This is a genomic window from Pseudomonas sp. CFBP2511 (genome assembly GCF_030209255.1).
In the GTDB taxonomy this organism is placed as follows: domain Bacteria; phylum Pseudomonadota; class Gammaproteobacteria; order Pseudomonadales; family Pseudomonadaceae; genus Aquipseudomonas; species Aquipseudomonas avellanae.
Genome location: NZ_JARVSI010000020.1, coordinates 26,242 through 53,108, shown reverse-complemented (window position 1 = coordinate 53,108; position 26,867 = coordinate 26,242). Strand labels below are relative to the sequence as shown.

Genomic DNA, 26,867 nt, shown 5'->3' with positions numbered 1-26,867 from the left:
CCTTTGTCTTTCCGTGTTTCAATCATTCAGCGCGAGGCTTACTCGACAGTCTGCTGGAACACACCACCGGTCTTGACCGGTGGCTTCTCGACCAGCACCGAGTTCAGCGCCGAACGTGGCAGCGGGTTGCTGGTAGTGGTCGACAGTTCCTGGCGGAACGAGTTGACCAGCTTGGCGTTCAGGCGAATGTCCTGCGACGAGCCACCCAGCGACAGGTTGAACGTGTCGGCGTCAACCACCCACTGGTTGGTTTTCACGTCGAAGTAGGCCAGCGAGCGGTCATTGAGCTCGATGGTCACGCGCTTGCTTTCACCCGGCTTGAGGAACACCTTCTTGTAGCCTTTGAGTTCCTTGATCGGACGCTCGACTTTCGGGTTCTGCTGGCCAACGTACAGCTGTGCAACTTCCGAACCGCCGACCTTGCCGGTGTTGGTCAGGTCGAAGGACACCTTGATCGGCGTATTGCCCACCGCGACGCCTGGCGTGACTTTGATGTTGCTGTAGCCGAACGTGGTGTACGACAGGCCGTAACCGAACGGGTAAAGCGGCTTGATGCCTTTCTTCTCGTAACCGCGATAACCCAGCATCAGGTCATCCTTGTAATCCATTTCAGCCAGCGTGTTCTGGTTGTCGAATTTCGGGAAGGAGGCGTAGGCCGGGTTGTCTTCGATGTTGCGTTCGATACTGATCGGCAGCTTGCCCGACGGGTTGATCTTGCCGAACAGAATTTCGGCCAGGGCCTGACCACCGTTCTGACCCGGGTAGAAGGCGTGCAGCGCTACCGGAACCTGTTCGATCCAGTCGCTCATCTTCAGGCCGGTACCGCCATACATGGTCACCACGGTGTTCGGGTTGACCTTGGCGATGTTCTGGATCAGTTCGTTCTGGAACTCGGGCAGATCGAAGCTGTGGTCGAAACCTTCACCTTCGTATTCGTTGCTGTTACCCACTGCAACCACAACCGCGTCATAACCGGACAGGTCCTGAGGCGCGTTCAGCGAAGCGGAGCTCAGCTGCACACCGACCAGACCACCCATGGTCGACAGGTAGCCGGCGCGACGCGAGTACTCAAGCTTCACGTCGTAGGACTGGCCTGCTTCCAGATTGATCTTGGCGAACTCTGGAATGGTCGGCGGGATGCTGTTGCCCGGCAATGGCTTGCCGTCACCGTTGTCGATGATTTTCTTGCCGTTGACCCACAGGCGCACAGCGCCGTCGGCACGCACCTTGAACACCTGTTCGCCGCTCTGGGTCGGGGTGATCTTGCCGGTGTAGCGGATCGAGGTCGAAGACGTGTCACCGTTCAGCTCACCAGCGGTCGAGCCTTTGGTGGTGTACGGATCGGACGTTGAGGTGTTGCTCTCGAACGGCAGGTTCTTGTCGTTGGCCCAGTCCAGGTCAACGTGCTGCTCGGTACGGGTGACCGCTGCATCGCCAGACCAGTTGGTGTTGCTGAAGTATTCGACCTTCATGCCCTGAACACTGTTGCCAGCGGCGTCAGTGGTGTTCCAGGCAGAGGTGCTTGGGTCCAGCGACAGGCCATCGATGAACTCGACCTTGGCGTTGGGTGCCATTTGCTGCAGGCCGCTCAACTCGCTGACGTAATGGCTGGCCATGACATTGGCGCTACCGAAACCGGTCGGTGGTGCATATTTGGCCAGGGTGCCGACGACGGCGATTTTCTTGACCTTCTGCTTGTCCAGTGGCAACAGATCGCCCTGGTTTTTCAGCAGCACGATGCCTTCACGCGCAGCATTCAGAGCGACCTTGTTGCTGGTCGAGCTGTTCATGTTGTGGGTGGTCAGCGGTGCCTTGCTGTCGAACTTGTACAGGTAGATCTGCTTGAGGATGCGGCGCACCTTGTCATCGATGGTCGCAGCGCTCAGGTCACCGGCGTCCAGATGCGGCTTGAGCACGGAGCTGTTCATCTGGTAGCCCATCATGTCCAGATCGGTACCGGCGCGGGCAGCTTCAAAGCCGTGCACCACAGCGTTGTAGTCGCTCTGCACGAAGCCTTTGTAGCCCCATTCCTTCTTCAGGATCTGGGCGATCAGGTGCTCGCTTTCGCAGGCGAAATCACCGTTCACTTTCTGGAAGGCGCACATCATCATCGCAACATTGCCGTTTTTCGACGACGACTCGAACGCAGGCAGCGACATTTCACGCAGCACGCGCTCGGGCATCTTCTGGTCAAGATTGAAACGGTTGCTTTCCTGGTCGTTGGCCGCGTAGTGCTTGGCGTTGGCCCACACACCACGGGACTGGATACCGTTGATGACACCCGGTGCCAGGCTGGCGCCCAGGAACGGATCTTCACCGGAAAGGTATTCGAATGCACGGCCGCCGTAAGGCATGCGGTACAGGTTTACACCTGGACCTGTGATGAACTGGTAGCCGCCGGTCGCAGTGTCATAACCCAGAGCACGGCCCAGGTCGATGGCGCGACGCGGGTTGAAGGTGGCTGCCAGGTTAGGGCCGGACGGATAGACCACGCCCTGATCGTTGCCTTCGCTGGTGTAACGCACGCCCACGCCGCCGTCAGCGCCGTGAATCTGCGGAACGCCGTAGTTGGTCAGCGGCTTCACATCCCAGCCGCCGGTGCCGCCGATGTAGGCCAGCTTTTCTTCCATGGTCATTTTCGCCAGGGTCTTTTGCGCGGCTTTTTCAGCGCGGTCTTCACGTCCCTGCTGCACAGTCGGATCAGCGGCGTGCACCTGAGAAACGGCCAGTGCCAGCAAGGCCAGCGCCGAGTGCGCGCCTATCATCTTTCGCTTGTTCATATTGCTCTCCAACATCATTTTAATTAACTGTTTGCCCACGCACTTGCACGGGCCTAACGCGTCGTTATTTACGCTGTAGTACTTAATATTTTCTTCAGGAAACAGTTGTCCGGCTTCGCCTGTTCCCGCCATTTTGCGGTCGCGAATGAAGACTGTTTAGTTACTATTTTCTGCGTTGTTTATTATGTTTTTCTGTTGCCAGAGTGCCACTATTTGGCTATTAAGTGGTGGCACTTTGAGTTCGTAAACCGATACAATTAAGTCGAAAACAGGGCATAAATGTCAAATAAAAGCGTATTTTTCTTTCATTTCGTGTTTTTTCTTTACAGTTGAGGAACTCTCGTTAAACCTACTGGTCGATGGGTTTAAGATTTTTCAGGACGAAGAAAGACAGCTCGCAAGTTGCAAGGCGTGCTGTGCGTTAATTCTTGCCCGGTCTTTATCCGAGTTCTGCGTGTTGCCGAATTCACCCTCTTTTCTTGTGGAGTTATTGTGATGAAATTTTCTGTAATCAGTGCAGGTGTCGTTCTGGGTCTTGCCCTTAGTGGTGCAGTAGTTGCTGCTGAATCGACCGATGACGATGCAACTTCCGGCGCGAGCGATTCGACCGTCATGACTCAGACCCAGGACACAAAAGCCGTGCAAGCTGCGCAAAAACAAAAGACCGAAACCACAAAAGGCGGTCGTCCACAGAACGCAACCCCTCAAAAGCAGTCAAATTGATCGTTTGAAGCCTTTGAGCACAGCGCTCTCCATGCGGAGAGTGCTGTAACATGTCCCTCCGAAGTAGCAAAATGCCCTCATCCATGCCGTCAGTTCCCGTCGATGTTTCCCGTCTCCTCATTCCGGATGCCGAACAGGTGTGCGCCTGGCTGATCGAAAATGCCGGTCTGAAGACGGCCGATCTGGAGCGCGCGCAAAGGTTGCAGCAGGAGTCCGAAGGCACTGAGCTGCTCGGGCTGCTGACCCGGCTCGGCCTGGTGTCTGAATTTGAGCTGGCCCGCGCCTGGGCTGCGTTGTTGCAGGCACCGTTGTTGCTGGCTGACGCCGTGCCACCGCTGCTCGATCCATTGCCGCCGCTGACCGAACGCTTCATGCGCCACTATCAAGTGGTACCCGTGGGCTGGAGCGATCAGGGGCTTCAGGTGCTAAGCGCCAACCCCGGCACGCTGTACCCGTTTCAGGCCATCGCTTATGCCTGCGAAGTGCCGGTGCGCTTGTCCATCGGGCCGCGCAACGAGGTCGAAACCCTGATCGAGCGTTATTACGGGCAGGGCCGCTCAGCGATGGGCACCCTGATCGAGAACCTGGACGACGAGGGTGGTTCGCTGGAAGACATTGAACACCTCAAGGACCTGGCCTCCGAAGCGCCGGTCATTCGTCTGGTCAACCTGATTCTGCAACGTGCGGTCGAGCAGCGCGCTTCCGACATTCATATCGAGCCGTTCGAGAGCCAGTTGAAAGTGCGCTACCGCATCGACGGCGTACTGCATGAAGCCGAAGCGCCACCGTCCAGTTCGTCGGCGGCGGTCATTTCCCGTGTAAAGATCATGGCCCGGCTCGACATCGCCGAGCGCCGATTGCCGCAGGACGGCCGGATCATGCTGCGCATTCAGGGCAAGGAGCTGGACCTGCGGGTGTCCACCGTGCCCACCAGCTTTGGCGAATCGGTTGTGATGCGTCTGCTGGACCGGCAGACCATCAACTTCGATTTCCCGAGCCTGGGTTTCGATGGTGAACGGCTGGATGAATTTCTCGATGTGCTGGAGCGTCCGCACGGCATCCTGCTGGTCACCGGGCCGACGGGTTCAGGCAAGACCACCACTCTTTATACGGCGCTGTCACGGCTCAATACCGCCGAGCGCAAGATCATCACCGTTGAAGACCCGGTGGAGTATCAACTCGAAGGCATCAACCAGATTCAGGTCAAGCCCTCCATTGGCCTGGACTTCGCCGGGGCGCTGCGCTCCATCGTGCGTCAGGACCCGGACGTGATCATGATCGGTGAGATGCGCGACCTGGAAACCTGCCGCATCGCCATTCAGTCTTCGCTGACCGGTCACCTGGTGCTGTCGACCCTGCACACCAACAGCGCGGCGGCGAGTATTACCCGTCTGCTGGACATGGGCGTCGAAAGCTACCTGATCGCCTCGACCGTCAATGGCATTCTGGCTCAGCGACTGGTGCGACGACTGGACCCTGCCACCCGTGAAGCCTTCGATGCGCCGCCGGAGCTGATCGCCGAGCACGGGCTGGAGCGTTTTACCGACGAGCGCCCGATTCGCCTGTACCGACCGCGCGCCGATGCACCGGGCGGCGGTTATCGTGGGCGCAGCGCTATCACCGAGTTGTTGGTGATGAACGAAGAACTGCGCAGCCTGCTGATGCGTCACGCTGACGCGTCCACTCTGGAAGAAGCGGCTCGCCGAGGCGGTTTGCGCACCCTGCATGAAGAGGGCCTGCGCCAGGCAGTGGCCGGGGTGACATCACTGGAGGAAGTGCTGCGCGTGACCCGTGGTGATGGCACATGAGCTTATTCAAGTATCGCGCGCTGGACGCCCAGGGCGCAGCGCAGAACGGCACACTGGAGGCCCGGGATCAGGACGCTGCCATTGCCGCGCTGCAAAAGCGTGGCCTGATGGTCTTGCAGGTCGATGTCGCAGGGCTTGGCGGGCTGCGTCGCGTATTGGGCAGCGGCTTGCTGAACGGCGCGGCGCTGGTCAGCTTCACTCAACAACTCGCGACCCTGCTAGGTGCAGGGCAACCGTTGGAACGATCTCTTGGAATCTTGCTCAAACAGCCTGGACAACCGCAGACCAGGGCGCTGATCGAACGTATCCGCGAACAGGTCAAGGCCGGTAAACCGTTGTCCGTGGCGCTGGAAGAAGAGGGAAGTCAGTTTTCGCCTCTTTATATAAGCATGGTGCGTGCAGGCGAAGCCGGCGGCGCGCTGGAAAGCACCTTGCGTCAGTTGAGCGATTATCTGGAGCGCAGCCAGTTGCTGCGTGGTGAAGTGATCAACGCGCTGATCTACCCGGCCTTTCTGGTGGTCGGCGTACTCGGCTCGCTGGCCCTGCTGCTGGCCTACGTCGTGCCGCAGTTCGTGCCTATTTTCAAGGATCTTGGGGTGCCGATCCCGTTGATCACTGAGGTCATTCTCGACCTCGGACAGTTTCTCGGTGACTACGGCCTGGCGGTATTTGCCAGCCTGATCGCGCTGATCTGGGGCATGGCGATCCGCATGCGCGACCCGCAGCGGCGTGAGCGTCGCGACCGCCGCCTGTTGGGCATCCGGGTGATCGGCCCTTTGCTGCAGCGCATCGAAGCAGCGCGCTTGACCCGGACACTGGGCACCCTGCTGACCAATGGCGTGGCGCTACTGCAGGCATTGGTGATCGCTCGCCAGGTCTGTACCAACCGCGCCTTGCAGGCCCAGGTCGGGCAGGCGGCCGAGTCGGTCAAGGGCGGCGGCACGCTGGCCAGTGCGTTCGGCGCACAGCCTTTGCTGCCTGATCTGGCCCTGCAAATGATCGAAGTCGGCGAACAGGCCGGCGAACTGGACACCATGTTGCTCAAGGTCGCGGACGTATTCGACGTCGAGGCCAAGCGCGGTATCGACCGCATGCTGGCTGCGCTGGTGCCCGCGTTGACGGTGGTCATGGCAGGCATGGTCGCGGTGATCATGCTGGCCATCATGCTGCCGTTGATGAGCCTGACCAGCAATATCTGAATTCACGAACGAGGAAACCATCCCGATGACTTTTAGCCGTACACGCTTCAAACCCGCACGCCGACAGGGCGGTTTCACGCTGTTGGAAATGCTCGCGGTTATCGTATTGCTGGGCATTGTCGCGACCATCGTTGTGCGCCAGGTGGGCGGTAACGTTGACAAGGGCAAATACGGTGCAGGCAAGGCGCAACTCGCCAGCCTGGGCATGAAGGTCGAAAGCTACGCGCTGGATGTCGGTTCGCCACCCAAGACGCTGCAGCAGTTGACCGAAAAGCCAGGCAATGCGTCGAACTGGAATGGCCCTTATGCCAAGCCTTCGGACCTCAAAGACCCGTTCGGCCATGCGTTCGGTTATCGCTTTCCGGGCCAGCATGGCAGCTTCGACCTGATTTTCTACGGCCAAGACGGTCAGCCGGGTGGCGAAGGTTACAGCGCCGACCTGGGCAACTGGGAGTAAACAGCGGTATGAGAACGTCTGTCGCAAGCCGGGGTTTTACTCTCATGGAAATGCTGGTGGTGCTGGTGTTGATGAGCATTGCCGTCGGTCTAGTGGGTTTCGGTCTGCAACAGGGTTTGAGTACCGCCAGCGAACGGCGGGCGGTAGGTGACATGGTCGAAGCGCTGCGGGCCACCCGAGTGCGGGCGATTGTCACCGGTCAACCGGCGCGCACCGAATTCGACCTGCACAAGGCGACCTTCAAGGCGCCCGGCAAGCGTGAGATGCACTGGCCGCAGAGCTTGCGCGTGACGATGCAGACCTCGTCGGACCTCGGCTCTTCGGTGGAGTTTTACCCGGACGGCGGTTCCAGTGGTGGCAACGTGGTTGTCGCTGATGGCGATCGGCGCTGGCGCATTGATATTGGCTGGCTGACCGGCAGCGTCCAGATACGGTCGCTTTAATGAAAACATCGCAGTCGGGGTTCACCCTGCTGGAGATGCTGGCTGCATTGACCGTCATGGCGGTGTGCAGCGGTGTTCTGCTGGTTGCCTTCGGGCAGAGCGCGCGCTCCTTGCAACAGGTCTCGCGCAGTGACCGGCTCAGTCATGCGGCACGCACGATAATGGACCAGGAAAGCGCAGGGCCGCTGGAAAACGGTACGCGTCAGGGCACGCTCGCCGGCATCGAATGGACGCTGGATATCCATCAGCTGCCAGGTGCCAATGGCCAGACGAGGATGTTTCGCCTCGACCTGATGGTCAGTGAACATCAGCGCAAGGCGCAGTTCAGCACCCTTAAACTACGCGGCGCCGTCAGTGGCGCTGCGGGTGGGGCGGGGTCATGAGGCGCACCCAGCGTGGCTTCACGCTGCTGGAAGTGTTGTTGGTGATCAGCCTGCTGGGCGTGTTGCTGGTACTGGTTGCCGGCGCGCTGCTGGGGGCCAACCGCGCGGTGCTCAAGGCTGAGCGTTACACCGTGAACCTGGACGAGACCCGCGCCGCGCAGGCATTCCTGCGCAGCTCGATCAGCCAGGCGCTGCCGCTGGACACGTCCGCCGAAGATGACGTCAACAGCGGTTTTTTTGAGGGCTCGGCTCAGCAGTTGCGTTTTGTCGCCACGCTGCCGGGTGAGTTGGGTGGCGGCATTCAGGTGCACAGCCTTGAACTCAAAGGGCCGCAAGGTCATCGGGCGCTGCAGGTGTCCTTTGCTCAGGTTCAGTCCGGGGCAAATGGCGTGGCGCTCAAGCCGTGGGGCGAGCCTCAGGTATTGCTGCAAAACGTCGAGTCACTGACGTTCAGTTACCGGGGCCTTAACCCCAAGGGCAAGCCGACAGGCTGGGTGCCCGAATGGCCCTGGCCGAATCGTTTGCCGGGCGCTGTACGCATCGACATGCAGACCAGGGGGACGGTCAAGTGGGTTCCCGAAGTGGTGGCACTGCGTCTGGACCTGTCCGGTGGGGCGGGCGGCGAATGACGGCGTCGAATAAAAAGCAGCAGGGCGTTGCGTTGCTGGTGGTGCTTTGGGTGCTGGCGCTGTTGAGCCTGTTGCTCGGCGGGCTGGCCGGCTGGGTGCAACTGGAAAGCCGACAGGCCCTCTGGTTGCGGCAAAACACTCAGGCGCTGCTGGCCGCCGAGGCTGGCATGAATATGGCTGTGCAGGGTTTGCTTGATCCTGCACAGCGCAAACGCTGGATTGCCGATGGGCGTCTGGTGTCGTTGCGCATGGATGACGCGCAGTTGGTGGTCAGCATCAGAAGTGAACGAGGCAAGCTGGACCTCAACAGCGCACCGGTCGCCGATATATCCCGCCTGTTGCAGGCCTGTGGCGCGACCAGAAATCAGGCCAGCGGTATCGCTCAGGTGCTGGAGGCTCAGCGCAATGGCGGTCAGTCGCCCTTGCGGGTGGTCGAGGAAGTACGCCAGTTGCCGGGCATGAATCAGGCGCTGTATGCCCGGTTATTGCCGGAAATTACATTATGGAGCGGGCTGGACCGGCCTGACCCTGCCTTCGCTTCGGCGTTGTTGCGCCGGGCCTTGAACCTGCCGAACCAGAGCGCGGTGGGGGCCGATCCCGGTGAGGTACTGGCCATCGATAGCCGCGCAGAACAACCGGGCGGTGTGATTGCCCTGTTACAAACTACTGTTTTATTGAGCCCATCGGAGGGAAGCGCACAGCCCTATAGGGTGTTGCGTTGGCAAGAATGAATTCATCAGTTTCTGCACGTCTGGCACCGGTGTACGCGTTACGCGAGCAGGTTGCCCGGCAGTGGCGTGGCAGTCCGGCGCAGCACGGTTGGCAATGGTGGGTCGCGGAGCTTCGCGCCTGCTTGCCGCCACGCCTGAGTCGCTGGCTGGGCCGCGAAACCCTCGAACACGTCAGTGCCTGGCCGCTGGTCGAGCCGCTGCCCGCTGCATCGGGCGAAATGCGGCGCGTCTTGTTGTTGCCGGCCTCGGCTGTACTGGTGCAAACCCTGCAATTGCCAGCGGCCGCTGCGCGCAATCTGTCCACTGTGGTCGGCTATGAGCTGGACCGCTTTACCCCGTTTGACGCAGGCCAGTTGTATTTCGTTGCGCGTCAGGACAGCCGCAGCGCGAGCTTTGTGCAGGTCACGCTGGTGGCAATATTGCGCGAGCGGCTGGACGCGATACTCAGCGAATGTGCGGAGCGAGGTCTGCGTCCCGATGCGGTCGATGTCGGCAGCGAAGGGCTGCGCATGGGCATCGACCTGCTGCCGATGCCGCTGCGCCCGCAACAATCGCGGTCCGGTCATCGTTTGCAACGCTGGATGGGCTGGCTTTGCGCCGCTCTGTTATTGACTGCCATGTTGCTGTGGCTCAATGACCGGCAGAGCCTGCTCGATGACATGCAGGCCAGCGTGAAAGCGCAAAAGGCTCAGGTTGGCGAGATTCAGCAATTGCGCCAGCAATTGACCAACACGTTAGGCGCGGCCAATTACCTGCTGCGCCGCAAGGCCACGCAACCGCCGCTCTCGGCGCTGCTCAGTGAGCTGACCGCCTGCCTGCCTTCGGACACCTGGATCGAGCATCTGGAAATCAGCGACAGCGCCGAGGTGGCTTTTTCTGGGCAGAGTGCCAAGGCCAGCGCGCTGATCGGCCGGGTCAAAGACTGCCGCAGTCTGGACAATGCGCAATTTCAGGGCGTGATCCAGCCCGACACCAAGACGGGCAAGGACCAGTATTCCCTGCGTGCGCACTTGCACCAGAACCTGCATCAGGAGAACGCCGATGCGCCGTCCACTGACCAGCCGTGAGCGGCGGGGCGCAGCCCTGATGATTCTGGCCCTGGTGCTGTGCTTGGCTTACTGGCTGTTTATCGACAGCTGGTTCGCCGGACCATTGCGTGACATCAGCGAACAGACCGAACAATTGCGCGAGCAACAGCAGCGCTATGCTGGCCTGTTGCAGCAGGGTGACTCATTGCGCGAGCAACTGGAGCAAGCACGCCGTGACCCGGCCAGCAGCACCAGCCTGTTGCCCGGCGAAGACCCGAGTGCCGTGGCGGCCGATCTGATGCAGCGTATTGCCGACCTGATCAGCAGCCAGGCCAGTACCGGTGGCGGCTGCGAGCTGACCCAGCGCATGCCTATCACCCCCGAGCAGGACAGCGCCGAGCCGTATCGTCAGGTCAAGGTCAGCCTGACCCTGAACTGCGCCATCGAACCGCTGACGGCCATCCTGCATGCGCTGGAGTACCAGCGCCCGTTTCTGTTCGTTGACGAGATGAGTATGCGTCGTGATGCCAATGCTCCCGCCACTGGCGCTGCCGGCAAACTGGTGGTGCACCTGTTGGTGCGTGGCTACCTGCAACCGGCCAGCGCCGGGGAGGGCGAGCAATGACCGGCTCTTTACGCCCGCTGGAGTGGTCGCTGTTGGCGCTGGCCGCGCTGCTGACGGGGCTCATCGCCCTGATTTTCAGCGGCGCTGCGCACTCGCCCGACTGGCTGCCCGAGCAGGCGCCGCGCAATCCGCTCGATCAGAAAGCCCAGGTGCACAGCGCGCCTTCGGCAACCCTGGACAGCCTGGCCAACACCTGGAAAACCCCACTGTTCAGCCCTGATCGCAGCCCGGACGCGGCGGTGCGCAAGGCCGAGCAGGCCACCAGTCTGGCCGGCCTGACCCTCACCGGGGTGATCATGGACGGCTCGCTGCGTGTCGCATTGATCAAGCAGGCCAGTGGTCCGGCGCTGAAAATTCGTCAGGGCGACCGTTTGCCCAATGGCTGGACGCTGGACCGCCTGGAGCCCACTCAGGCCACTTTCAAACTCGATGAGCGCACGCAAATCCTGCGTCTGCCTGCGCTGCGCCTGCCGCCGCCGTCGAGTACACCGCCGATTACCTTAACCAACGATTCCACCCTGTGATGGGTACCTTTTCTGGAGTTTCTGCCATCGCTACCTTGCGCACACCCTTGCTTTGCCTGGCCACCGCCGTCGCCCTTGGCGGCTGCGCGTCACAGCCAGACACACTCGACCCCGACAATGGCATGCTGCAGGAAGCGCTCCAGGGAACCGGTTCACAACGCCCGCCGGTAGACCCGCGCAGCGAACGACCGCCAGTCGAGCCCCCTTCACAGCAGACGGCGGCCTCGCCGCAGCGCCAGATCATCAAGGGCAATCAGCGTTTCATCCGCCAGCCCGCGGCGGCTCCGGCAGCGCGCCCGGCGGAGGCTGGCGACATTGTCTTCAACTTCACCAATCAGCCGATTCAGGCGGTGATCAACAGCATCATGGGCGACCTGCTGCACGAGAACTACAGCATTGCCCAAGGCGTGAAAGGCGATGTGAGCTTCTCGACCTCCAAGCCGGTCAACAAGCAGCAGGCGCTGTCGATTCTCGAGACGCTGTTGTCGTGGACCGACAACGCGATGATCAAGCAGGGCAATCGCTACGTGATCCTGCCCTCGAATCAGGCTGTGGCCGGCAAGCTGGTACCGGAAATGCCGGTGGCGCAACCGGCGGCGGGCATGTCGGCGCGGCTGTTTCCGCTGCGTTACATCTCGGCCACTGAAATGCAGAAGCTGCTCAAGCCGTTCGCGCGGGAAAACGCGTTCCTGCTGGTCGATCCGGCGCGTAACGTACTGAGCCTGGCGGGCACGCCCGAAGAACTGGCCAACTATCAGGACACTATCGACACGTTCGATGTGGACTGGCTCAAAGGCATGTCGGTCGGCGTATTTGGTCTGCAACGTGCCTCGGTTGGCGAGCTGATGCCTGAGCTGCAGAAAATCTTCGGCCCGCAAAGCGGCATGCCGCTGGCGGGCATGGTGCGTTTTCTGCCGATCGAGCGGACCAATTCGGTGGTGGCGATTTCCTCGCAGCCCGAGTACCTGCGTGAAGTCGGCGAATGGATTCACACCATCGACGAAGGCGGCGGCAACGAGCCGCAGATGTACGTGTACGACGTACGCAACATGAAGGCCACCGATCTCGCCAAATACCTGCGACAGATCTATGGCACAGGTGCTATCAAGGATGATTCGCCCGCCAAGGTTGCGCCGGGCCTGCGCACCACCACGCTGTCGTCACTCAATTCCAGCGGCGGCGGTGGCTCTGGCGGCATGAGCAGCTCCAGTGGCTTGGGCGGCAACAGCAGCGGCATGAGCAACGGCGGTGGCTTTGGCAACAGCCAGGGCATGAACAACAGCCAGAACAGCGCCGACAGCGAATCCGAAGGCGACGATCAGAGCGGCAGCGAAGCGGATTCTTCCAGTCAGGACGACAGCGGGTCGAACGCCGGCAGCAAGTCGCTGGATGCCAGCACCCGCATCACCGCACAGAAGAGCAGCAACCAGTTGCTGGTGCGCACGCGTCCGGCGCAGTGGAAAGAGATCGAATCAGCGATCAAGCGCCTCGACAATCCGCCGCTGCAAGTGCAGATAGAGACGCGAATTCTGGAGGTCAAACTCACCGGCGAACTGGACATGGGGGTGCAATGGTACCTGGGCCGTCTGGCCGGTAACTCGGGCACCACCGGCAATGTCACCAACACCCCTGGCAGCCAGGGTTCGCTTGGCACTGGCGGCGCAGCGCTGGCCGCCACCGACTCGTTTTTCTATTCGTTTGTCAGCAATAATCTGCAGGTCGCTCTGCGTGCACTGGAAACCAACGGTCGTACTCAGGTGCTGTCGGCACCGTCGCTGGTGGTCATGAACAACCAGCAGGCGCAGATTCAGGTGGGTGACAACATCCCTATCAGCCAGACCTCAATCAACACCAACACGGCTACCAACACCACGTTGAGCAGCGTCGAATACGTGCAGACCGGTGTCATTCTCGACGTCGTGCCGCGCATCAATCCGGGCGGCCTGGTGTACATGGATATTCAGCAACAGGTGAGCGATGCTGACACCGGCACTGCCTCCACTGACCTGAACGGCAATCCGCGTATTTCGACCCGTTCAGTGTCGACGCAAGTCGCCGCGCAGAGTGGTCAGACGGTGCTGTTGGGCGGGTTGATCAAGCAGGATAATTCCGAGACGGTCAGCGCGGTGCCTTATCTGGGGCGTATTCCAGGCCTGAAATGGCTGTTCGGCAACTCCAGCAAATCCAAGGACCGCACCGAACTGATCGTGCTGATCACGCCGCGAGTCATCACCAGCAGCAGTCAGGCGCGTCAAGTGACCGATGATTACCGTCAACAGATGCAGTTGCTCAAACCCGAGGTTTCACGGACCAGCATGCAGAACTGAAGCGGTGTCAGTTTCTGCCGCGACGTCCACTCACGACGCTGTCCACAGGCAGCGTCCAACAGAGGTCATGAACCGATGCTGAAGTTTTTCGCTGCCTTGTTGTTTGCCGTCGCCACAATGGCGCAGGCGCAGGACAACACCTTGCATACCGACCTGCCGCTGGACTACCTGGCGCAGGCCAATGTCGAAACGCCAGACCGGCCGCTGGTGATCTTCATTCATGGCTATGGCAGTAATGCGGCTGATCTGTTCGGGCTCAAGGAACATTTGCCTGCGGGCTACAACTACCTGTCGGTGCAGGCTCCGGTGGAGTTGCAGGCAGACAGCTACAAGTGGTTCACCCAGAAGAAAGGCGGTACCGATTACGATGGCGTGACCGAAGACCTGAAAAGCAGCGGTAAGCGACTGACCGATTTCATCACCCAGGCCACCGAGAAATTTCGCACGCAGCCAGGCAAGGTGTTTCTGGTCGGGTTCAGCCAGGGCGCCATGATGAGCTACGAAGTCGCTTTGCGTCAGCCGACGCTGGTCGGTGGCTTTGCGGCGTTGAGCGGGCGGTTGTTGCCGGTGGTTAAATCCGAAGTTAAAGCTTCTGATGACCTCAAGGCGCTGAAGGTTTTCATCGGTCACGGCGTGCAGGATCGCCAGGTGGCCTACGCCAGCGGCCCGCAAGCCGAAGCAACCCTCAAGTCGCTCGGCCTGGCGCCGCAGTTTCATGGGTATGAAGGCCTGGGGCACAGCATCAACGAGGCTGAAGTGGTGGACCTGGCGAACTGGCTGCAGCAGTCAAGTCGGTAGCGGATACGTGCGTCGTAACACCCGCGAGGCGACGCACGATCCACGGTTAACTAGTTGACCTTGACCTCGTTGAACTTGAGTACGTTGTCTTTATTCTCGCGATCACGGAAGGACAGCTTCAAGGCGGGCGACTGCTTGACCTTGCCCTTGGCCGCTTCAAACGTCAGTGTCACGCGGGTAGGGACGTTGCGGATCAGCTGGAAATTGTCCCAGCGGTCGGACTTGGCATCGCCGACACGCATTTGCGAAAGGCCCAGCGCGCCACCGGTTTCCTCGAACAGGCTGATCGGGTTCACAAAGCGGAAATCCCGGTCTGCACTCCTGTTGGTCAGCTCCAGCGTACAGGTCGGCGATTGGCCGTTCTGGTCACAGCCCAGCAACTCGATGTCCAGGTTGTCCACGTTTTCGGAACGTTTTCCGAATATGTTGGCGTTGTCATTCTCGGTGAACAGCGTCTGGCTACGGGCGAAATCGATCGAGGGCTTGGCGTATTCGCCGCCCAGTTTAAAGAACACCGCGCAGAGAAACAGTGCAAGTGCCAGCCAGACGCCAAGCTTGAGCGCCGAGGGAAGCTTTCTGGCGAGGAACGCGATGTACAGGCCGCAGAGCATCATGGCAGTGCTAACGATAATGATCAGGGTTTTCCAATTGATGAAATCAACCCTGAGGCCAAGAACAGCAGGGTCTGGAAAAAAGTACGTGAAAATACTCCACATGGCCCCGATCATGCCGGTAACGCTTATCGATATTTTGGCTAGAATTGCGTAAAACTTGCTTGTTCGTGGTGCTGCGTCCATTGCTGTTTGCCTTGTTCGGGTTACGGAAATGCGTACCGATGCGCTTGAACAGCAGTATCGGCGGGTTGGGGGCCTTGGGATGAGGCGTCTGTACAATCCGTGTTCAATCGCGCAGATCCAGAGGTGCCGGATACGCGAGCCTTGAGGTGCGAGAGAGCCAGAAGGGCGATGGGCTATGCCATCGCCGCGGCATTATCCTGCAATTGGATCACAAAGTGCAGCGTTTACGCATTCTGCCTGGATCGATCCCTGAGCAACGCCAGCAATGCAGTCAGCGGCAGCAGCGTGCCTGCGATCAACACCCAGGTCCAGCCGCCATGATCAAACAGCGGGCTGGCCACCGCCGAGCCAATCGCGCCGCCGATGAAAATGCTGGTCATGTACAACGCGTTGAGTCGGCTGCGGCTCGCGGCATCCAGTGCATAAACGGTGCGCTGGCCCAACACCATGCTGGTCTGCACGCAGAAATCCAGCACCACGCCGGTTATCGCCAGGCCGATCACGCTGTATACCGGATGAACAAGGCCCGGAAGAAAGCTCAATGCCCCTAACAACAGTGCACCCAATGACGCTATCCGCGTATAGCCTGCGTCTGCCAAACGGCCGCTGATGGGGGCCGCGATGGCACCAATGGCACCGATCAAGGCAAAAAGGGCGATCTGGGTTTGCGATAGCCCGTGATTGCGCGACAGTTCCAGCGGTACGGCGGTCCAGAACAGGCTGAACGTCGCAAACATGCAGGCCTGATAAAAAGCACGCTGGCGCAGCACAGGCTGGGTCCGCAACAGGGTCCAGAGCGAGAACAGCAACTGGCCATAGGACGCACGGTGTTCAGGCAGGCGTTTGGGCATGGTGGTCGCCAGCACCACGCTGATACCGATCATCACCACGGCCGCCGAACCGAACACCGCACGCCATCCGAAATGGTCAGCCACCAGACTGGCGATGGGCCGCGCGAGCAGAATCCCCAACAGCAACCCGCCCATGATGCTGCCAACTACCCGGCCGCGCGATTCTTCCGGCGCCAGATGCGCCGCCAGCGGGATCAGCATCTGTACCGACACCGAGCTGAAACCGACCAGCAACGAGACCAGCAGAAACAGATTCGGCTGCTCGGCAAATGCAGCGCCCAGCAGGCTGAGCACCGCAACCACCGTGGTGACCAGCATCAACCTGCGGTTCTCCAGCAAATCGCCCAGCGGCACCAGAAAGAACAGGCCCAGTGCATAACCGATCTGCGTCAACGAAACAATCAGACTGGCCGCCGTACTCGACAGCCCGATGTCTGGGGCAATCAGCTCGATGATCGGTTGCGCGTAATAGATATTGGCGACAATCGCGCCACAGCAGAACGCGAACAGCATCACCAGACCGGGCGTCATGGTGACGGTGTTATGCGCAGATTGGGCCGAGTGGGGCATGAAAAGTCTCGCTTGAGCTAAACCTGGCAAGCACGCGACGTGCGTCTGTCAGATGGGTTATTGACCGATGGCAAGCAGGCTAACGGTTTTGTCGGGGGATAAGTAGGTACGGCGAGTTGATACAGGATATTTCTTGGAATGATGATTTGATTTGAGTCGTTTTATGGCGAGGTCTTCACGGGGAGCTCAGGAGTGCCATAATGCCGACCGTCATTGTGTTGTGGATCAATCCCCTCAGGGACTTTCATGGAAATCAAAAGCTTCAGGCTTATCAATGTGGGACGTTTCAGTGATCTGGAGGTCGCACTGGCGCCTACCCAAAGGCATGCGTCGAAGCCTACGTCGCTCAAGTGGGCCGCCTGATCCCATAACTCACCACATACAACGCCGGCAGAAAAAACAACGTCAGCAGGGTAGCGATGGCGATGCCGCCGATCATGGCGATGGCCATCGGCCCCCAGAACACCTCGCGGGCAATCGGGATCATGCCCAGGCTGGCGGCCGCTGCCGTCAGCAGGATCGGTCGGCAGCGATGTTCGGTGGCTTTGACCACGGCTGACCAGGCGCTTTCGCCGGCGGCGATGAACTCGTCTATCTGCGTCACCAGGATCACCGAGTTGCGAATGATGATACCGATCAGCGCCAACACGCCGAGAATTGCCACGAAGCCCAGCGGGTAGCCGGACATCAACAGCGCGGCGACCACGCCGATCAGCCCCAGCGGCACCACGCTGACGACCAGCAGGAGCTTTTTCACGCTGTGCAACTGAATCATCAGAAAGCTCACCACCAACAGCAACATCAGCGGCACGACCTTCAATATAGGCCCTTGCGAACGAGCGCTGGCCTCGACTGCGCCGCCGGTGGCGACCGAATAGCGCAAAGGTAAACCGGCGCTGAAGGCCTCGACCGCCGGCTTCAGTTGCTTGACCAGTGCGGCCGGTTGCAAGGTGCCCAGTACGTTGGCTTTAAGGGTGATGGTCGGCAGCCGGTCGCGGCGCCAGACCAGCGGCTGTTCCTGTTCGTAACTGAGTGTGGCGAATGCCAGCAGCGGTACCGTCGAGCCATTGGGCGTCGGGATTTGCAGGTTGCTCAGGGTCTGTATCGAGCTGCGTTCGTCGCTTTCGGCGCGGCCTACCAGATCGACCAGATAAGTACTGTCGCGCACCTGCGTGATGGTCGTGCCGGTGACCAGGCTGTTGAGGATCTGCGCCACGTCTTCGGACGACAGGCCAAACTGGCGCACCTTGTCCTGGGCGATGTCGATTTTCAACACCTTGCCCGGTTCGTTCCAGTCGTAGATGACCTGACCGATATTGGCGTTGGCGTCGAGAATGGCGGCCAGCACCATGGCCTGACTGCGCACCTGTTCGATGTCCGGGCCGCTGACCCGGTACTGCACCGGCCAGCCGACGGGCGGGCCCATGTTCAGCGGCTGAACGTAGCCGCCCACCCCAACGTAGTCATCACGAAAGCGCTGGCGCAGGCGTTCGATCAGGCGATCCCGCGCTGCGCCGCCCTGGCTGACGATCACCAGTTGCCCATAAAAGGGGTTGCTCAGTTGCTGGTCCAGCGGCAGGTAGAAACGCACCGCGCCTTTGCCGACATACGAACTCCAGCGCAGCACGTCGGGATCGTCCTTGAGCGTTTCTTCAAAGCGGTCCATGGTCTGGCGTGTGCCTTCGATGGAGCCGTTTTGCGGCATGTAGATATCCACCAGGATTTCCGGGCGGTCGGAGTCCGGGAAGAACTGATTCTGCAGCAGCTTGCCCGCAAACAGCGAGCCGACGAACATCAGTAACGTGATGCCGATCACCCACCAGCGCTGCTCCAGCGTCTTGATCAACAGGCGGCTGAAACCGCGCATCCAGCGCCCCGGCGCAGCATGCTGTGCCGACGCCTTGAGAATGTGCACGCCGATCAGTGGCGCAAACAGCACCGCCACCAGCCAGGACAGCAGCAGCGCCACGGCGATGACCGCGAACATGGTGAACACGTATTCGCCCGCTGAGCTGGAATTCAGGCCGATGGGCACGAAACCGGCAACCGTCACCAGCGTGCCGGTCAGCATCGGGAAGGCTGTCGAGGTATAGGCAAAGGTCGCGGCTTGCTGCAAGGAGTCGCCGCTTTCAAGGCGCGTGACCATCATTTCGACGGTGATCATGGCGTCATCCACTAACAGCCCGAGGGCGATGATCAGCGCACCGAGCGAAATGCGTTGCATGGTGATGCCGCTGTACTCCATGAACACGAAGACCAGCGCGAGTACCAGCGGAATCGAGCAGGCAACGACTAGGCCTGCGCGAACCCCGAGGCTGATGAAACTCACCACCAGAACGATCAGGATCGCCTCGAACAGGGCGTGGGTGAAACCGCCGATGGCTTTTTCGACCACTTCGGCCTGGCTCGACACCAGGTGCACGTCGATGCCCAGCGGCAGCTCGGTGGTCAGGTCGTCGATGCGCTGCTGTAGTTGCGTGCCGAACGCCTGAATGTTGCCGCCCTGTTTCATGGCCACGGCAAGGCCGATGGCGGGCTGGCCGTTGAAGCGGAACAGCGAGGAGGGCGGGTCGGCATAACGGCGTTCGATGGTTGCCAGATCGCTGAGGCGAAAGAATCGGTCGCCGAAGCGCAGGTTGATGGCTTCAAGGTCTTCTTCACTGCTGAACTGACCGCTGGCCCGCACGGCGATACGCTCAGGACCGGCTTCCATGACGCCTGCGGGCGTCACCGAATTTTGCGCTTGCAGGCTTTGCAACACCTGACGCTGATCGATGCCCAGCGCCGCGAGCTTGCGAATGGAGAAATTCAGATAAATGACTTCGCGCTGCGCGCCGAGCAGTTCGATCTTGCCCAGGTTGGGCACGCTGCGAATGTCGGCGCGCACTTGCTCGACGTAGTCGCGCAGCTGACGAAACGACAGGCCGTCGGCGGTGAACGCATAGATGCTGCCGAACACGTCACCAAACTCGTCGTTGAACGCCGGGCCCTGAATACCGCTGGGCAGTTCGCTGCGCACATCGCTGATTTTTTTGCGCACCTGATACCACGCCGCGGGGATATCAGCGCTGCGGGTTTCGCTTTTGAGGAACACGAAAATCGTCGATTCACCGGCCAGCGTGTAACTTTTCACGTAGTCCAGCGCGTCGATTTCCTCAAGCTTCTTTTCCAGTCGGTCTGTGACCTGTTGCAGGGTGTCGGGCAGTGTCGCGCCCGGCCAGCGGGCCTGGATGACCATGGTCTTGATGGCGAACGAGGGGTCTTCCTCGCGGCCCAGGTTCAGAAACGACCAACTGCCCATCAGCAGTGAAACGAACATCATGTACCAGACCAGCGTGCGGTGTTTAAGCCCCCAGGCCGACAGATTGAAGCGCTCCCTCACAAACTGACCTCGCGTTGCATGCGTATTTTCTGTCCGGACTGCATGCCGTTGACGCCGGCAGTCACCACTTTCTCGCCTTCGTGCAGTTCGCCGCTGACCTGTACTTTGCCGCCCTTACGCGCCAGCACCTGCACCGCGCGCGGGCTCAGTGTCGAGGTTGAAGGGTCGATCACCCACACCTGATCCTTGCCGTCCCGCGCCAGCACGGCGCTGGCCGGCAGCTCATGAAAGGCCGGGGCGTTGCCGCTTATTTCAACGGTCACTGTGGAGCCCAGACGCAAGCTGTCCGGTATGTGCTGCAAGGCCAGGCGGACGCGCTGGGTGCGCGTGCCCGCATCGATCTGCGGGGCCAACTGGCGAACACTGGCAATCACCGACACCTGCTTATCAAGCTGGGAAATCACTCTGATCTGCCGACTGTCATCCAGCGAGGCCAGCAGCCCGACCGGCAGGTCGACCACCGCTTCGCGGCTTTCCGGGCGGGCAAGGCTGACCACCGCTTGCCCGGTGGCCATGACCTGGCCCACTTCGGTTTGCCACTGGGTGACCAGGCCGTCGAATTCGGCGGTAAGCCGGGTGTAGGCAAGGTGGTCACCGGCTTGTTGCACCGCTGCGCTGGCCTGATCGAGGAGTGCGTTCTGGCTGCGCAGGTCGCTGTTCAACTGATCCAGGCGCGCCCGCGAGCCGACGCCTCGGGTATATAGCTGCTGGTAGCGCGTTTGCTCGTCGCTCAACTGCTGCCAGGCAGACCGGGCTCTGCTCAGTTCTGCCTGACGGGCACGTAGGCGGTTTTGCTGGTCGCTGGGGTCGAGGGTCGCCAGCAGGTCGCCTTTGCGCACCCGATCACCCATCTCGGCATGCCGGGTGGCCAGGCGTCCGGCGATGCGAAAGCCCAGTGCAACCTCATGCTGCGGCTGGATACTTCCGGCAAAACGACCATAGGACGCACTTTGTGGATCAGCTATTTCGGTGAACAGCACCGGGCGATCAATCACTTCGCGCAGCGGTTTGTCGCGACAGCCCGGTAGCGCCACGATCAGCGCGCAGAGTAGCCAGTGAAAATGTGACGATCGTGGTCCTGTGGCGGTGCCGTTCATTGCGCAGGCTCCGATGTTGCCAGCGAGACGGCGGGCTTGACTGACGCTTGCTCGGCCACCTCGACCTGTTGTCCGGGATAGAGAAACTGCAGCCCTCGGGAAACCACCCGATCGCCTTCGTTCAGCCCTTCGGAAACGATCACTTGGCCCTGTTCGTAACGCAGCACTTTCACGCGCGTCAGGCGGACTTTCGACTGGTCGTCCAGCCGCCAGACTGCCGGCTGACCCTGGGTGCGGCTCAACGCCGACCAGGGCAGGGCGAATGCCCGCTGCGATCGGGTCTGCAAGCGTGCGCTGACCACCGAGCCCAGCGCCGGTGCGATGGCGGCGTCCGGCAAGGCAACGCGTACCCGTAGTGTGCCGCTTGCGGCGGAAACAATCGGTGTGATCTCGCGGATGGTGCCGCTCAATTGAATGCTCGGTTGCCCCAGTGGGCTGATCGTTACCGTGCCTTCGGTCTGGTCGGCACCCAGCAGCGATTCATACGCCGAAAATACCGCCTCGCGCTGGCCGTCATGGGCAAGGTTGAAAACCGGCGTGGCGGCTTGTACCACCTGACCTTCCTCTGCATGGCGCGCAGTGATGACGCCATCGGCTACCGCGAACAGCTCGGTGTAGCCCACCTGGTCGCGCGCGTTGGCCTGCTGCGCTCGCAACGCCGCCAGATCCCCCCGCGCACTGTCCAGGCCGGAACGTGCTTTCTGGTATTCACTGAGGTTGGTGTAGCCCTTGGGCAGCAGTAATTGCTGACGCTGATAATTCTGCTCGGCAAGGTGCAAGCGTGATTCCCGCACGGCCACTTCGGCATTGGCCGACGCCAGGTCGGTTTTCTGTTCTCGTGGGTCGAGTCTGGCAAGTACTTGCCCGGCCCGCACCCGGTCGCCGACATCCACATAACGTTTGACCAGCTTGCCGGACACACGGAAGGACTGTTCGGTGACTTTTCGCGCCTGAATATCGCCCGTCAGCATTACGCTGCTGGCCACGTCTAGCGATGCAACCGGTTGCACCGCGACCCGCACCAGCGCCTTTTCTGCGGGTTTCCCTGCGGAGCAAGCGCCGAGCGAGAGCAGCGAGATGAAACCCAGCACCAGACCGGGCTGGAAGGAATTGAAGCGCTGTGACCGAATATTTCCGGGCACACGGCAGCACGAACGCAAAAGCGTCGCCAAGCAAAGAGTCATCAACGAATAGCACTGCCCAGTCAGATAAGCCGACACCCACGAACCACAACGTCACGCCGGAAAAGCTGTGCGGCTTTCCGGACGCAGGCGAGGGTGCTTCAGGCCATTGCAGTGACGCTTGGCCATACCTGTTGGCTGGCTTCTGTCCCCAGGAAGGACAGTGCAGTCTTTTGCGAGTGGTGCCAGGCAGCTTTGCTTTCCAGATCAAGAAAGTGTCCGGTGTCCGGAACTACGTTGAAGCTGCTTTTGGCAATGTAGTTGGAAAACATACGCGCATCTTCAACCGTGGTGTATTCATCTTTTTCACCGTTGATGAACAGCACCGGGATCTTGATCGAGGAAAAACGCTCGACGTAGTTGCTGGCGCTTAGTGTGCGGATCTGGCTGATGTGAAAGTCGATCTGGCCATATTCGTGCTCGGCAAGGCCGATCAGATGCTTGTAGTTATAGAGTTTGAAAAGGCGCGGCAGGTGCTTGCCGACGGTGTCGTTGAGCAGCGAGCCGATCTTGCGTTTCTCGCGTGCTGCCAGGTAGACCTGAGCCTTGTCGATGTAGTCGAGCATCGGTTCGTTGAGCACTGGAGAGAACGAGCTGATGATGGCTTTTTCCACCGAAGCCGGGCATTGCGCCAAGGCCAGCAGGGCCGATACACCGCCCCAGGAGACCGAAAGCAGGTAGTTGACCTGATACAGGTCGATGAGCTGAAGGAGGATCTGTACTTCATCTTCCTTGCTGACGATCATCTCGTCGGGGTTGTGCGCCCGGGATTGCCCCGAGAACGGCAGGTCGAACAACACGAGGTTGTAGTGCGGTTGCAGGTACTTGACCGTCTGCCCGAACGAGCCTGTAGTTGAGAGCGCACCGTTGACCAGCAAGATGGTCTTCGCGTCACTGCTTTTCCAGTAAGTCTCGGTGTAAACCTTGTACTCACCCACGCTTAAAATCTTTGATTGTGCGCCCATAACAGCCTCCCAGCCGATGTTGATCCAGTAATGTAGTGCCGCGTTCTCTGCCTTGGCAGCCATGCCAAAGCCTCGCCTGGTTAATGGCGAAATCCGGTGAGTTATTATTTGGGGTGACGCAGGTACAGGAGTTGCCCGTTATAAATAACGCAGTGCTGACGGACCGACAAGTCACTGACGTCATAAAAATGTCTAGCCGTTCACATTTTGTACGAGGGGCGATGCTGTGAAGTGAATGCACGGAATGGATTTGTTCGGGGAAAAGCGCAATATCGAGGCGTAAAAACGCATTTTTTGAGTGGAACTTGCCAGCGCTGAAACGGTCAAGCTGTATGCTTTTTTGTAACATCTAGTTACAATTTAACGCTTGGCAGATCGCGCCAGATTAATATCTAAACCTCTGGAACCATCGTGCCAGACGCCTTAATCTCGTCAAAAAGCAGGCACGACGCATATGTAACCATCACATTGTGCGCGTGAACTTCAGGTAAGCGTGTTGGCGACGCGACATTCCAGCAGCAGGCTTGCGCCGCCATATTCGCTGGTGCCGATCTGCAACGAAAAGCCATGTAAATTGACGATCGCCGCCACCACCGACAGGCCGAGACCAAAGCCGCTCTGCTCGTTGCCGGTTTCGCTGCGATAGAAGCGCTGGAACACCGCTGCGCGTTCGGCAACAGGGATGCCGGGGCCGGAATCCTGTACGTCGATGCAGGGCGTTGCAGTGTCCTTGCCCGGATAGGCGCTGATTTTCACGATGCCGCCAGGCGGGGTGAATTTGATAGCGTTACCGAGCAAATTGGTCAGCGCTTCAAACAGCAGGGCGCGGTCGCCCACCAGCGTAGGCAGCGGGTCCTGCAAATCCAGCAGCAGGGTAATCTGGTCTTCTTCGGCCAGAGGCAAATAGAAATCATGCAGCTCCTGCAGCAGTGGTCGCAACTGCAGCTCGACGAATGCCGAACGTCGCTGACGGTCCTCCAGCTCCGAAATCCGCAGCAGCCCACGGAAGCGCGCCATCAGCGTGTCGGCTTCACTGATAACCTGCGCGATCTGTACGGCATGGGTCGAGTCGTGTGCTGATTGTTGCTGGATGCGATAAAGCTGGGCGCGCAGCCGGGTCAAGGGCGTGCGCAGGTCGTGGGCGATGTTGTCGCAGACGCCCTTGACCTCGTTCATGAGTTTTTCGATGCGGTCGAGCATGGCATTGACGATCACCGCCAGCATGTCCAGTTCGTCACGCCGGTTCGACACCGGCAGGCGGCCAGCCATGTCGCCGGCAATGATCGATTCAGCGCTGGCCTGAATGGCGCGGATACGGCGCAACGGGCGCCGACGCAACCAGTGCCAGCCGGCCACGCCAGGAATAATGGTCAGCGAAATCCCCCACAACAAGGCGTGCAGGATCAGCGTGCTGACCGCCAGCAGTGAGCCATTCTCGCGCACCAGCACCAGCCAGCGGCCGTCGGAGGTACGATTGACGATCGCATCGCAACTGCCTTGCGGCATGCCCGGATCTTCCGACTCGATACAGTCGTTCAGCACATGGATCAGGCCATCAATGGGCAGGTTTTCCGGCACGCTGGTGATGGGGCCGGCGACCGGGCGGAAGTTCTGGTCGAACAGGCCGTAGGCGTCTACCGCACGGGTATCGAAGGTCATGCTGGTGGCCAGAGCATCGACCAGTGCCTGACCTTCGAAGCGCGAGAACAATTGCTGGCGGTGGGTGAGTGACTCGCGGGCGAGGGTGTCCAGATAGGAGTTGACCTCCCAATAGAGGACGCCCAGAAGAATCACGCTCCAGGCGACAAACAGAGAACTGTACAGCGCCAACAGGCGGCTTGTTGAAGATCGCCAGCCCTTAGACGGGTTCGGCAATGACATAACCTGACCCTCGCACGGTCTGGATCAGCTGTGCGGTGCCAGGTTGATCGATCTTCTTGCGCAGACGGCCGATGTGCACATCGATCAGGTTGGTGCCCGGGTCGAAGTGATAGCCCCATACTTCCTGGAAGATCATCATGCGCGTGATGATTTGCCCGCTGTTGCGCATCAGAAATTCCAGCAGCTTGAACTCGGTGGGCAGCAGGATCAACGGCTCACCCCCCCGACAGGCTTCGCGGCTGATCAGGTTCAGCTCCAGGTCGGCAACCTGCAACACGGTCTTGGCCGCGCTGACCGGGTTGCTGCGGCGCAGAAGGACCTCGACGCGTGCTGCCATTTCGTCCGACGCGAACGGTTTGGGCAGATAATCATCGCCTCCGGCCCTTAGCCCGCGTACGCGTTCGTCCACATCGGACAGCGCGCTGATCATCAGGATCGGCGTGGAAATGCCCTGGGCACGCAGGTGGGTGACGATGGTCAGGCCATCCATCTCCGGCAGCATGCGGTCCAGGGTAATGAGGTCGTAGTCGCCGCTCACTGCACGCGCCAGGCCGTCACGGCCGTTGTCCACCCAGTCCACTTCCAGCCCGTGGCTGCTGAGTTCGGTGACAATTTCCTTTGCGGTGATGGCATCATCTTCGATTGCCAGAATTCGGGTCATGGTCCCTGCCTGAATAGGTGCGTTCAAAGGCTTATTCTGCCTTTAAAACCCGTCACGTTTCCTGAAAGAAAGTTTAATGACGAGGATCATATCTCTTTCTGTGCCCCTGTATCAGCGTCCTTGAGCGCGCGTTCCTTCTCCAGCCGACGTTTTTCGGCCTTGGCCTTGCGGTCGCGTTCCAGTTTGGCGGTGGTGTCTTTTTCGCTGCGGATCTGCGCATGGCTGATCAGGGCGAAGATAAAGCTACCGCCGATGATATTGCCTGCCAGTGTCGGCCCGGCAAAGGCAAACCAGAAGTCTTTCCAGGCTATCTCACCCGCAAAAACCAGATAAGACACTTCGGCCGAACCCACAACAATATGAGTGAAGTCGCCCAGCGCCATCAGGTAAGTGATCAGCACGATGATAGCGATCTTGGCGTTTTCCATGGAGGCAATCATCCAGACCATGGTCGCGATCATCCAGCCGGACACAATGCCCTTGGAAAACATCTGACCGAGGTCGTTTTCCATGACCTTGCGGCCGATCTCCAGAAACGCCTTGTCGGTGCTGGTATCGAAAATCGGCAGATTGAGCATGACGTACGCTACCAGCAGCGTGCCGGCCAGGTTGCCGGTAAGGACCACAGCCCACAGGCGCAGCAGCCGACCGATATTGGCCAGGTTCAGCTTGCTCATGACCGGCAGCACAGCCGTGATGGTGTTTTCGGTGAACAGCTGCTGACGTGCCAGAATCACCGCGAGAAACCCGGCCGAATAACCCAGGCTGCTGATGACATGGCTGCCCGGAATGCCTTCAAGGCGCGATTTCAGCAAGCCCATCGCCATGAGCGACAGGCCCATGGTCAGGCCGGCCGCCAGTGCCGACCACCACAGGGCGGCGACGCTGCGCTCCAGTTCGTGGTCGCCCTGAATACGGATAGTCTCGTGCAGCACCGCCGCGCGCGGCGGCTGGTTCTCATCAATATCGCGCTCTTCCTCAGCCGACAGGCCGGGGGTCTTGCCTTCTACTTCGTGGTCCATACAAC

23 protein-coding genes are annotated in these 26,867 nt (G+C 60.1%); 13 read left to right on the top strand and 10 right to left on the bottom strand.

Going from position 1 to position 26,867, the window contains the following annotated elements; translation table 11 throughout:
* Nucleotides 1-38: 38 nt before the first annotated feature.
* Nucleotides 39-2,780, bottom strand: a complete 2,742-nt coding sequence (locus QRN38_RS16830; RefSeq protein ID WP_005767351.1) for a beta-glucosidase — start codon at nucleotides 2,778-2,780, stop codon at nucleotides 39-41.
* 495 nt (nucleotides 2,781-3,275) lie between these two features.
* Between QRN38_RS16830 and QRN38_RS16825 the strand changes: the two genes are divergently transcribed.
* The 13 genes from QRN38_RS16825 (at nucleotide 3,276) to QRN38_RS16765 (ending at nucleotide 14,455) form a co-directional block, all read left to right on the top strand.
* Nucleotides 3,276-3,503, top strand: a complete 228-nt coding sequence (locus QRN38_RS16825; protein WP_057417788.1) for a hypothetical protein — start codon at nucleotides 3,276-3,278, stop codon at nucleotides 3,501-3,503.
* Nucleotides 3,504-3,586: 83 nt separating this feature from the next.
* Nucleotides 3,587-5,311 (top strand): type II secretion system ATPase GspE, encoded by a 1,725-nt coding sequence (gene gspE, locus QRN38_RS16820; RefSeq protein WP_024666356.1) that lies wholly within the window; start codon nucleotides 3,587-3,589, stop codon nucleotides 5,309-5,311.
* Complete coding sequence (gspF, locus tag QRN38_RS16815) at nucleotides 5,308-6,510, top strand: type II secretion system inner membrane protein GspF (protein ID WP_005767347.1); 1,203 nt, start codon at nucleotides 5,308-5,310, stop codon at nucleotides 6,508-6,510. Before gspE ends, gspF begins: the two co-directional genes overlap by 4 nt.
* 25 nt (nucleotides 6,511-6,535) lie before the next feature.
* The gene (gene gspG / locus QRN38_RS16810) at nucleotides 6,536-6,967 is read left to right on the top strand and encodes a type II secretion system major pseudopilin GspG (RefSeq protein WP_005618920.1); all 432 of its coding nucleotides are present in this window, start codon (nucleotides 6,536-6,538) and stop codon (nucleotides 6,965-6,967) included.
* 8 nt (nucleotides 6,968-6,975) lie between these two features.
* Complete coding sequence (locus QRN38_RS16805) at nucleotides 6,976-7,410, top strand: prepilin-type N-terminal cleavage/methylation domain-containing protein (RefSeq protein ID WP_007246056.1); 435 nt, start codon at nucleotides 6,976-6,978, stop codon at nucleotides 7,408-7,410.
* On the top strand, nucleotides 7,410-7,793 hold the full coding sequence (locus QRN38_RS16800; protein ID WP_024666355.1) for a type II secretion system protein: 384 nt from the start codon (nucleotides 7,410-7,412) through the stop codon (nucleotides 7,791-7,793). Before QRN38_RS16805 ends, QRN38_RS16800 begins: the two co-directional genes overlap by 1 nt.
* Nucleotides 7,790-8,422: a type II secretion system protein GspJ gene (locus tag QRN38_RS16795; protein ID WP_005767344.1), complete on the top strand. Its 633-nt coding sequence runs from the start codon at nucleotides 7,790-7,792 to the stop codon at nucleotides 8,420-8,422. Before QRN38_RS16800 ends, QRN38_RS16795 begins: the two co-directional genes overlap by 4 nt.
* Complete coding sequence (locus tag QRN38_RS16790) at nucleotides 8,419-9,153, top strand: general secretion pathway protein GspK (RefSeq protein WP_007246058.1); 735 nt, start codon at nucleotides 8,419-8,421, stop codon at nucleotides 9,151-9,153. The genes QRN38_RS16795 and QRN38_RS16790 overlap by 4 nt, the downstream gene beginning before the upstream one ends.
* Nucleotides 9,150-10,220 (top strand): type II secretion system protein GspL, encoded by a 1,071-nt coding sequence (locus tag QRN38_RS16785; RefSeq protein ID WP_057417787.1) that lies wholly within the window; start codon nucleotides 9,150-9,152, stop codon nucleotides 10,218-10,220. Before QRN38_RS16790 ends, QRN38_RS16785 begins: the two co-directional genes overlap by 4 nt.
* Nucleotides 10,195-10,806, top strand: a complete 612-nt coding sequence (gene gspM, locus QRN38_RS16780) for a type II secretion system protein GspM (RefSeq protein WP_003381177.1) — start codon at nucleotides 10,195-10,197, stop codon at nucleotides 10,804-10,806. Before QRN38_RS16785 ends, gspM begins: the two co-directional genes overlap by 26 nt.
* A complete protein-coding gene (locus tag QRN38_RS16775; RefSeq protein WP_007246060.1) occupies nucleotides 10,803-11,330 on the top strand; it encodes a general secretion pathway protein GspN in 528 nt (175 codons plus the stop codon). Before gspM ends, QRN38_RS16775 begins: the two co-directional genes overlap by 4 nt.
* The gene (gene gspD, locus QRN38_RS16770) at nucleotides 11,330-13,657 is read left to right on the top strand and encodes a type II secretion system secretin GspD (RefSeq protein ID WP_007246061.1); all 2,328 of its coding nucleotides are present in this window, start codon (nucleotides 11,330-11,332) and stop codon (nucleotides 13,655-13,657) included. Before QRN38_RS16775 ends, gspD begins: the two co-directional genes overlap by 1 nt.
* Nucleotides 13,658-13,732: 75 nt before the next feature.
* Nucleotides 13,733-14,455: an alpha/beta hydrolase gene (locus QRN38_RS16765; RefSeq protein ID WP_044391569.1), complete on the top strand. Its 723-nt coding sequence runs from the start codon at nucleotides 13,733-13,735 to the stop codon at nucleotides 14,453-14,455.
* A 50-nt stretch (nucleotides 14,456-14,505) separates the two neighbouring features.
* Here the strand turns inward: QRN38_RS16765 and QRN38_RS16760 are convergent, their stop codons facing one another.
* The 9 genes from QRN38_RS16760 to QRN38_RS16720 form a co-directional block, all read right to left on the bottom strand.
* Nucleotides 14,506-15,252, bottom strand: a complete 747-nt coding sequence (locus QRN38_RS16760) for a hypothetical protein (protein ID WP_024666348.1) — start codon at nucleotides 15,250-15,252, stop codon at nucleotides 14,506-14,508.
* Between the two features lie 224 nt (nucleotides 15,253-15,476).
* Nucleotides 15,477-16,673, bottom strand: a complete 1,197-nt coding sequence (locus QRN38_RS16755; RefSeq protein ID WP_057417786.1) for an MFS transporter — start codon at nucleotides 16,671-16,673, stop codon at nucleotides 15,477-15,479.
* Nucleotides 16,674-17,019: 346 nt separating this feature from the next.
* Nucleotides 17,020-20,055, bottom strand: a complete 3,036-nt coding sequence (locus QRN38_RS16750) for an efflux RND transporter permease subunit (RefSeq protein ID WP_057417785.1) — start codon at nucleotides 20,053-20,055, stop codon at nucleotides 17,020-17,022.
* Nucleotides 20,052-21,152, bottom strand: coding sequence for an efflux RND transporter periplasmic adaptor subunit (locus QRN38_RS16745; RefSeq protein ID WP_007246068.1), 1,101 nt, complete (start codon nucleotides 21,150-21,152; stop codon nucleotides 20,052-20,054). The genes QRN38_RS16750 and QRN38_RS16745 overlap by 4 nt, the downstream gene beginning before the upstream one ends.
* The gene (locus QRN38_RS16740; protein ID WP_032621359.1) at nucleotides 21,149-22,336 is read right to left on the bottom strand and encodes an efflux RND transporter periplasmic adaptor subunit; all 1,188 of its coding nucleotides are present in this window, start codon (nucleotides 22,334-22,336) and stop codon (nucleotides 21,149-21,151) included. The genes QRN38_RS16745 and QRN38_RS16740 overlap by 4 nt, the downstream gene beginning before the upstream one ends.
* Nucleotides 22,337-22,434: 98 nt before the next feature.
* Nucleotides 22,435-23,361, bottom strand: a complete 927-nt coding sequence (locus QRN38_RS16735) for an alpha/beta fold hydrolase (RefSeq protein ID WP_010205407.1) — start codon at nucleotides 23,359-23,361, stop codon at nucleotides 22,435-22,437.
* Nucleotides 23,362-23,781: 420 nt separating this feature from the next.
* A complete protein-coding gene (locus QRN38_RS16730) occupies nucleotides 23,782-25,179 on the bottom strand; it encodes a sensor histidine kinase (protein ID WP_007246072.1) in 1,398 nt (465 codons plus the stop codon).
* Entirely contained in the window at nucleotides 25,157-25,840 is a 684-nt protein-coding gene (locus tag QRN38_RS16725) for a response regulator transcription factor (protein ID WP_003381155.1), read from the bottom strand. Before QRN38_RS16725 ends, QRN38_RS16730 begins: the two co-directional genes overlap by 23 nt.
* 86 nt (nucleotides 25,841-25,926) lie before the next feature.
* A complete protein-coding gene (locus tag QRN38_RS16720; RefSeq protein WP_005767320.1) occupies nucleotides 25,927-26,862 on the bottom strand; it encodes a formate/nitrite transporter family protein in 936 nt (311 codons plus the stop codon).
* Nucleotides 26,863-26,867: the final 5 nt, after the last annotated feature.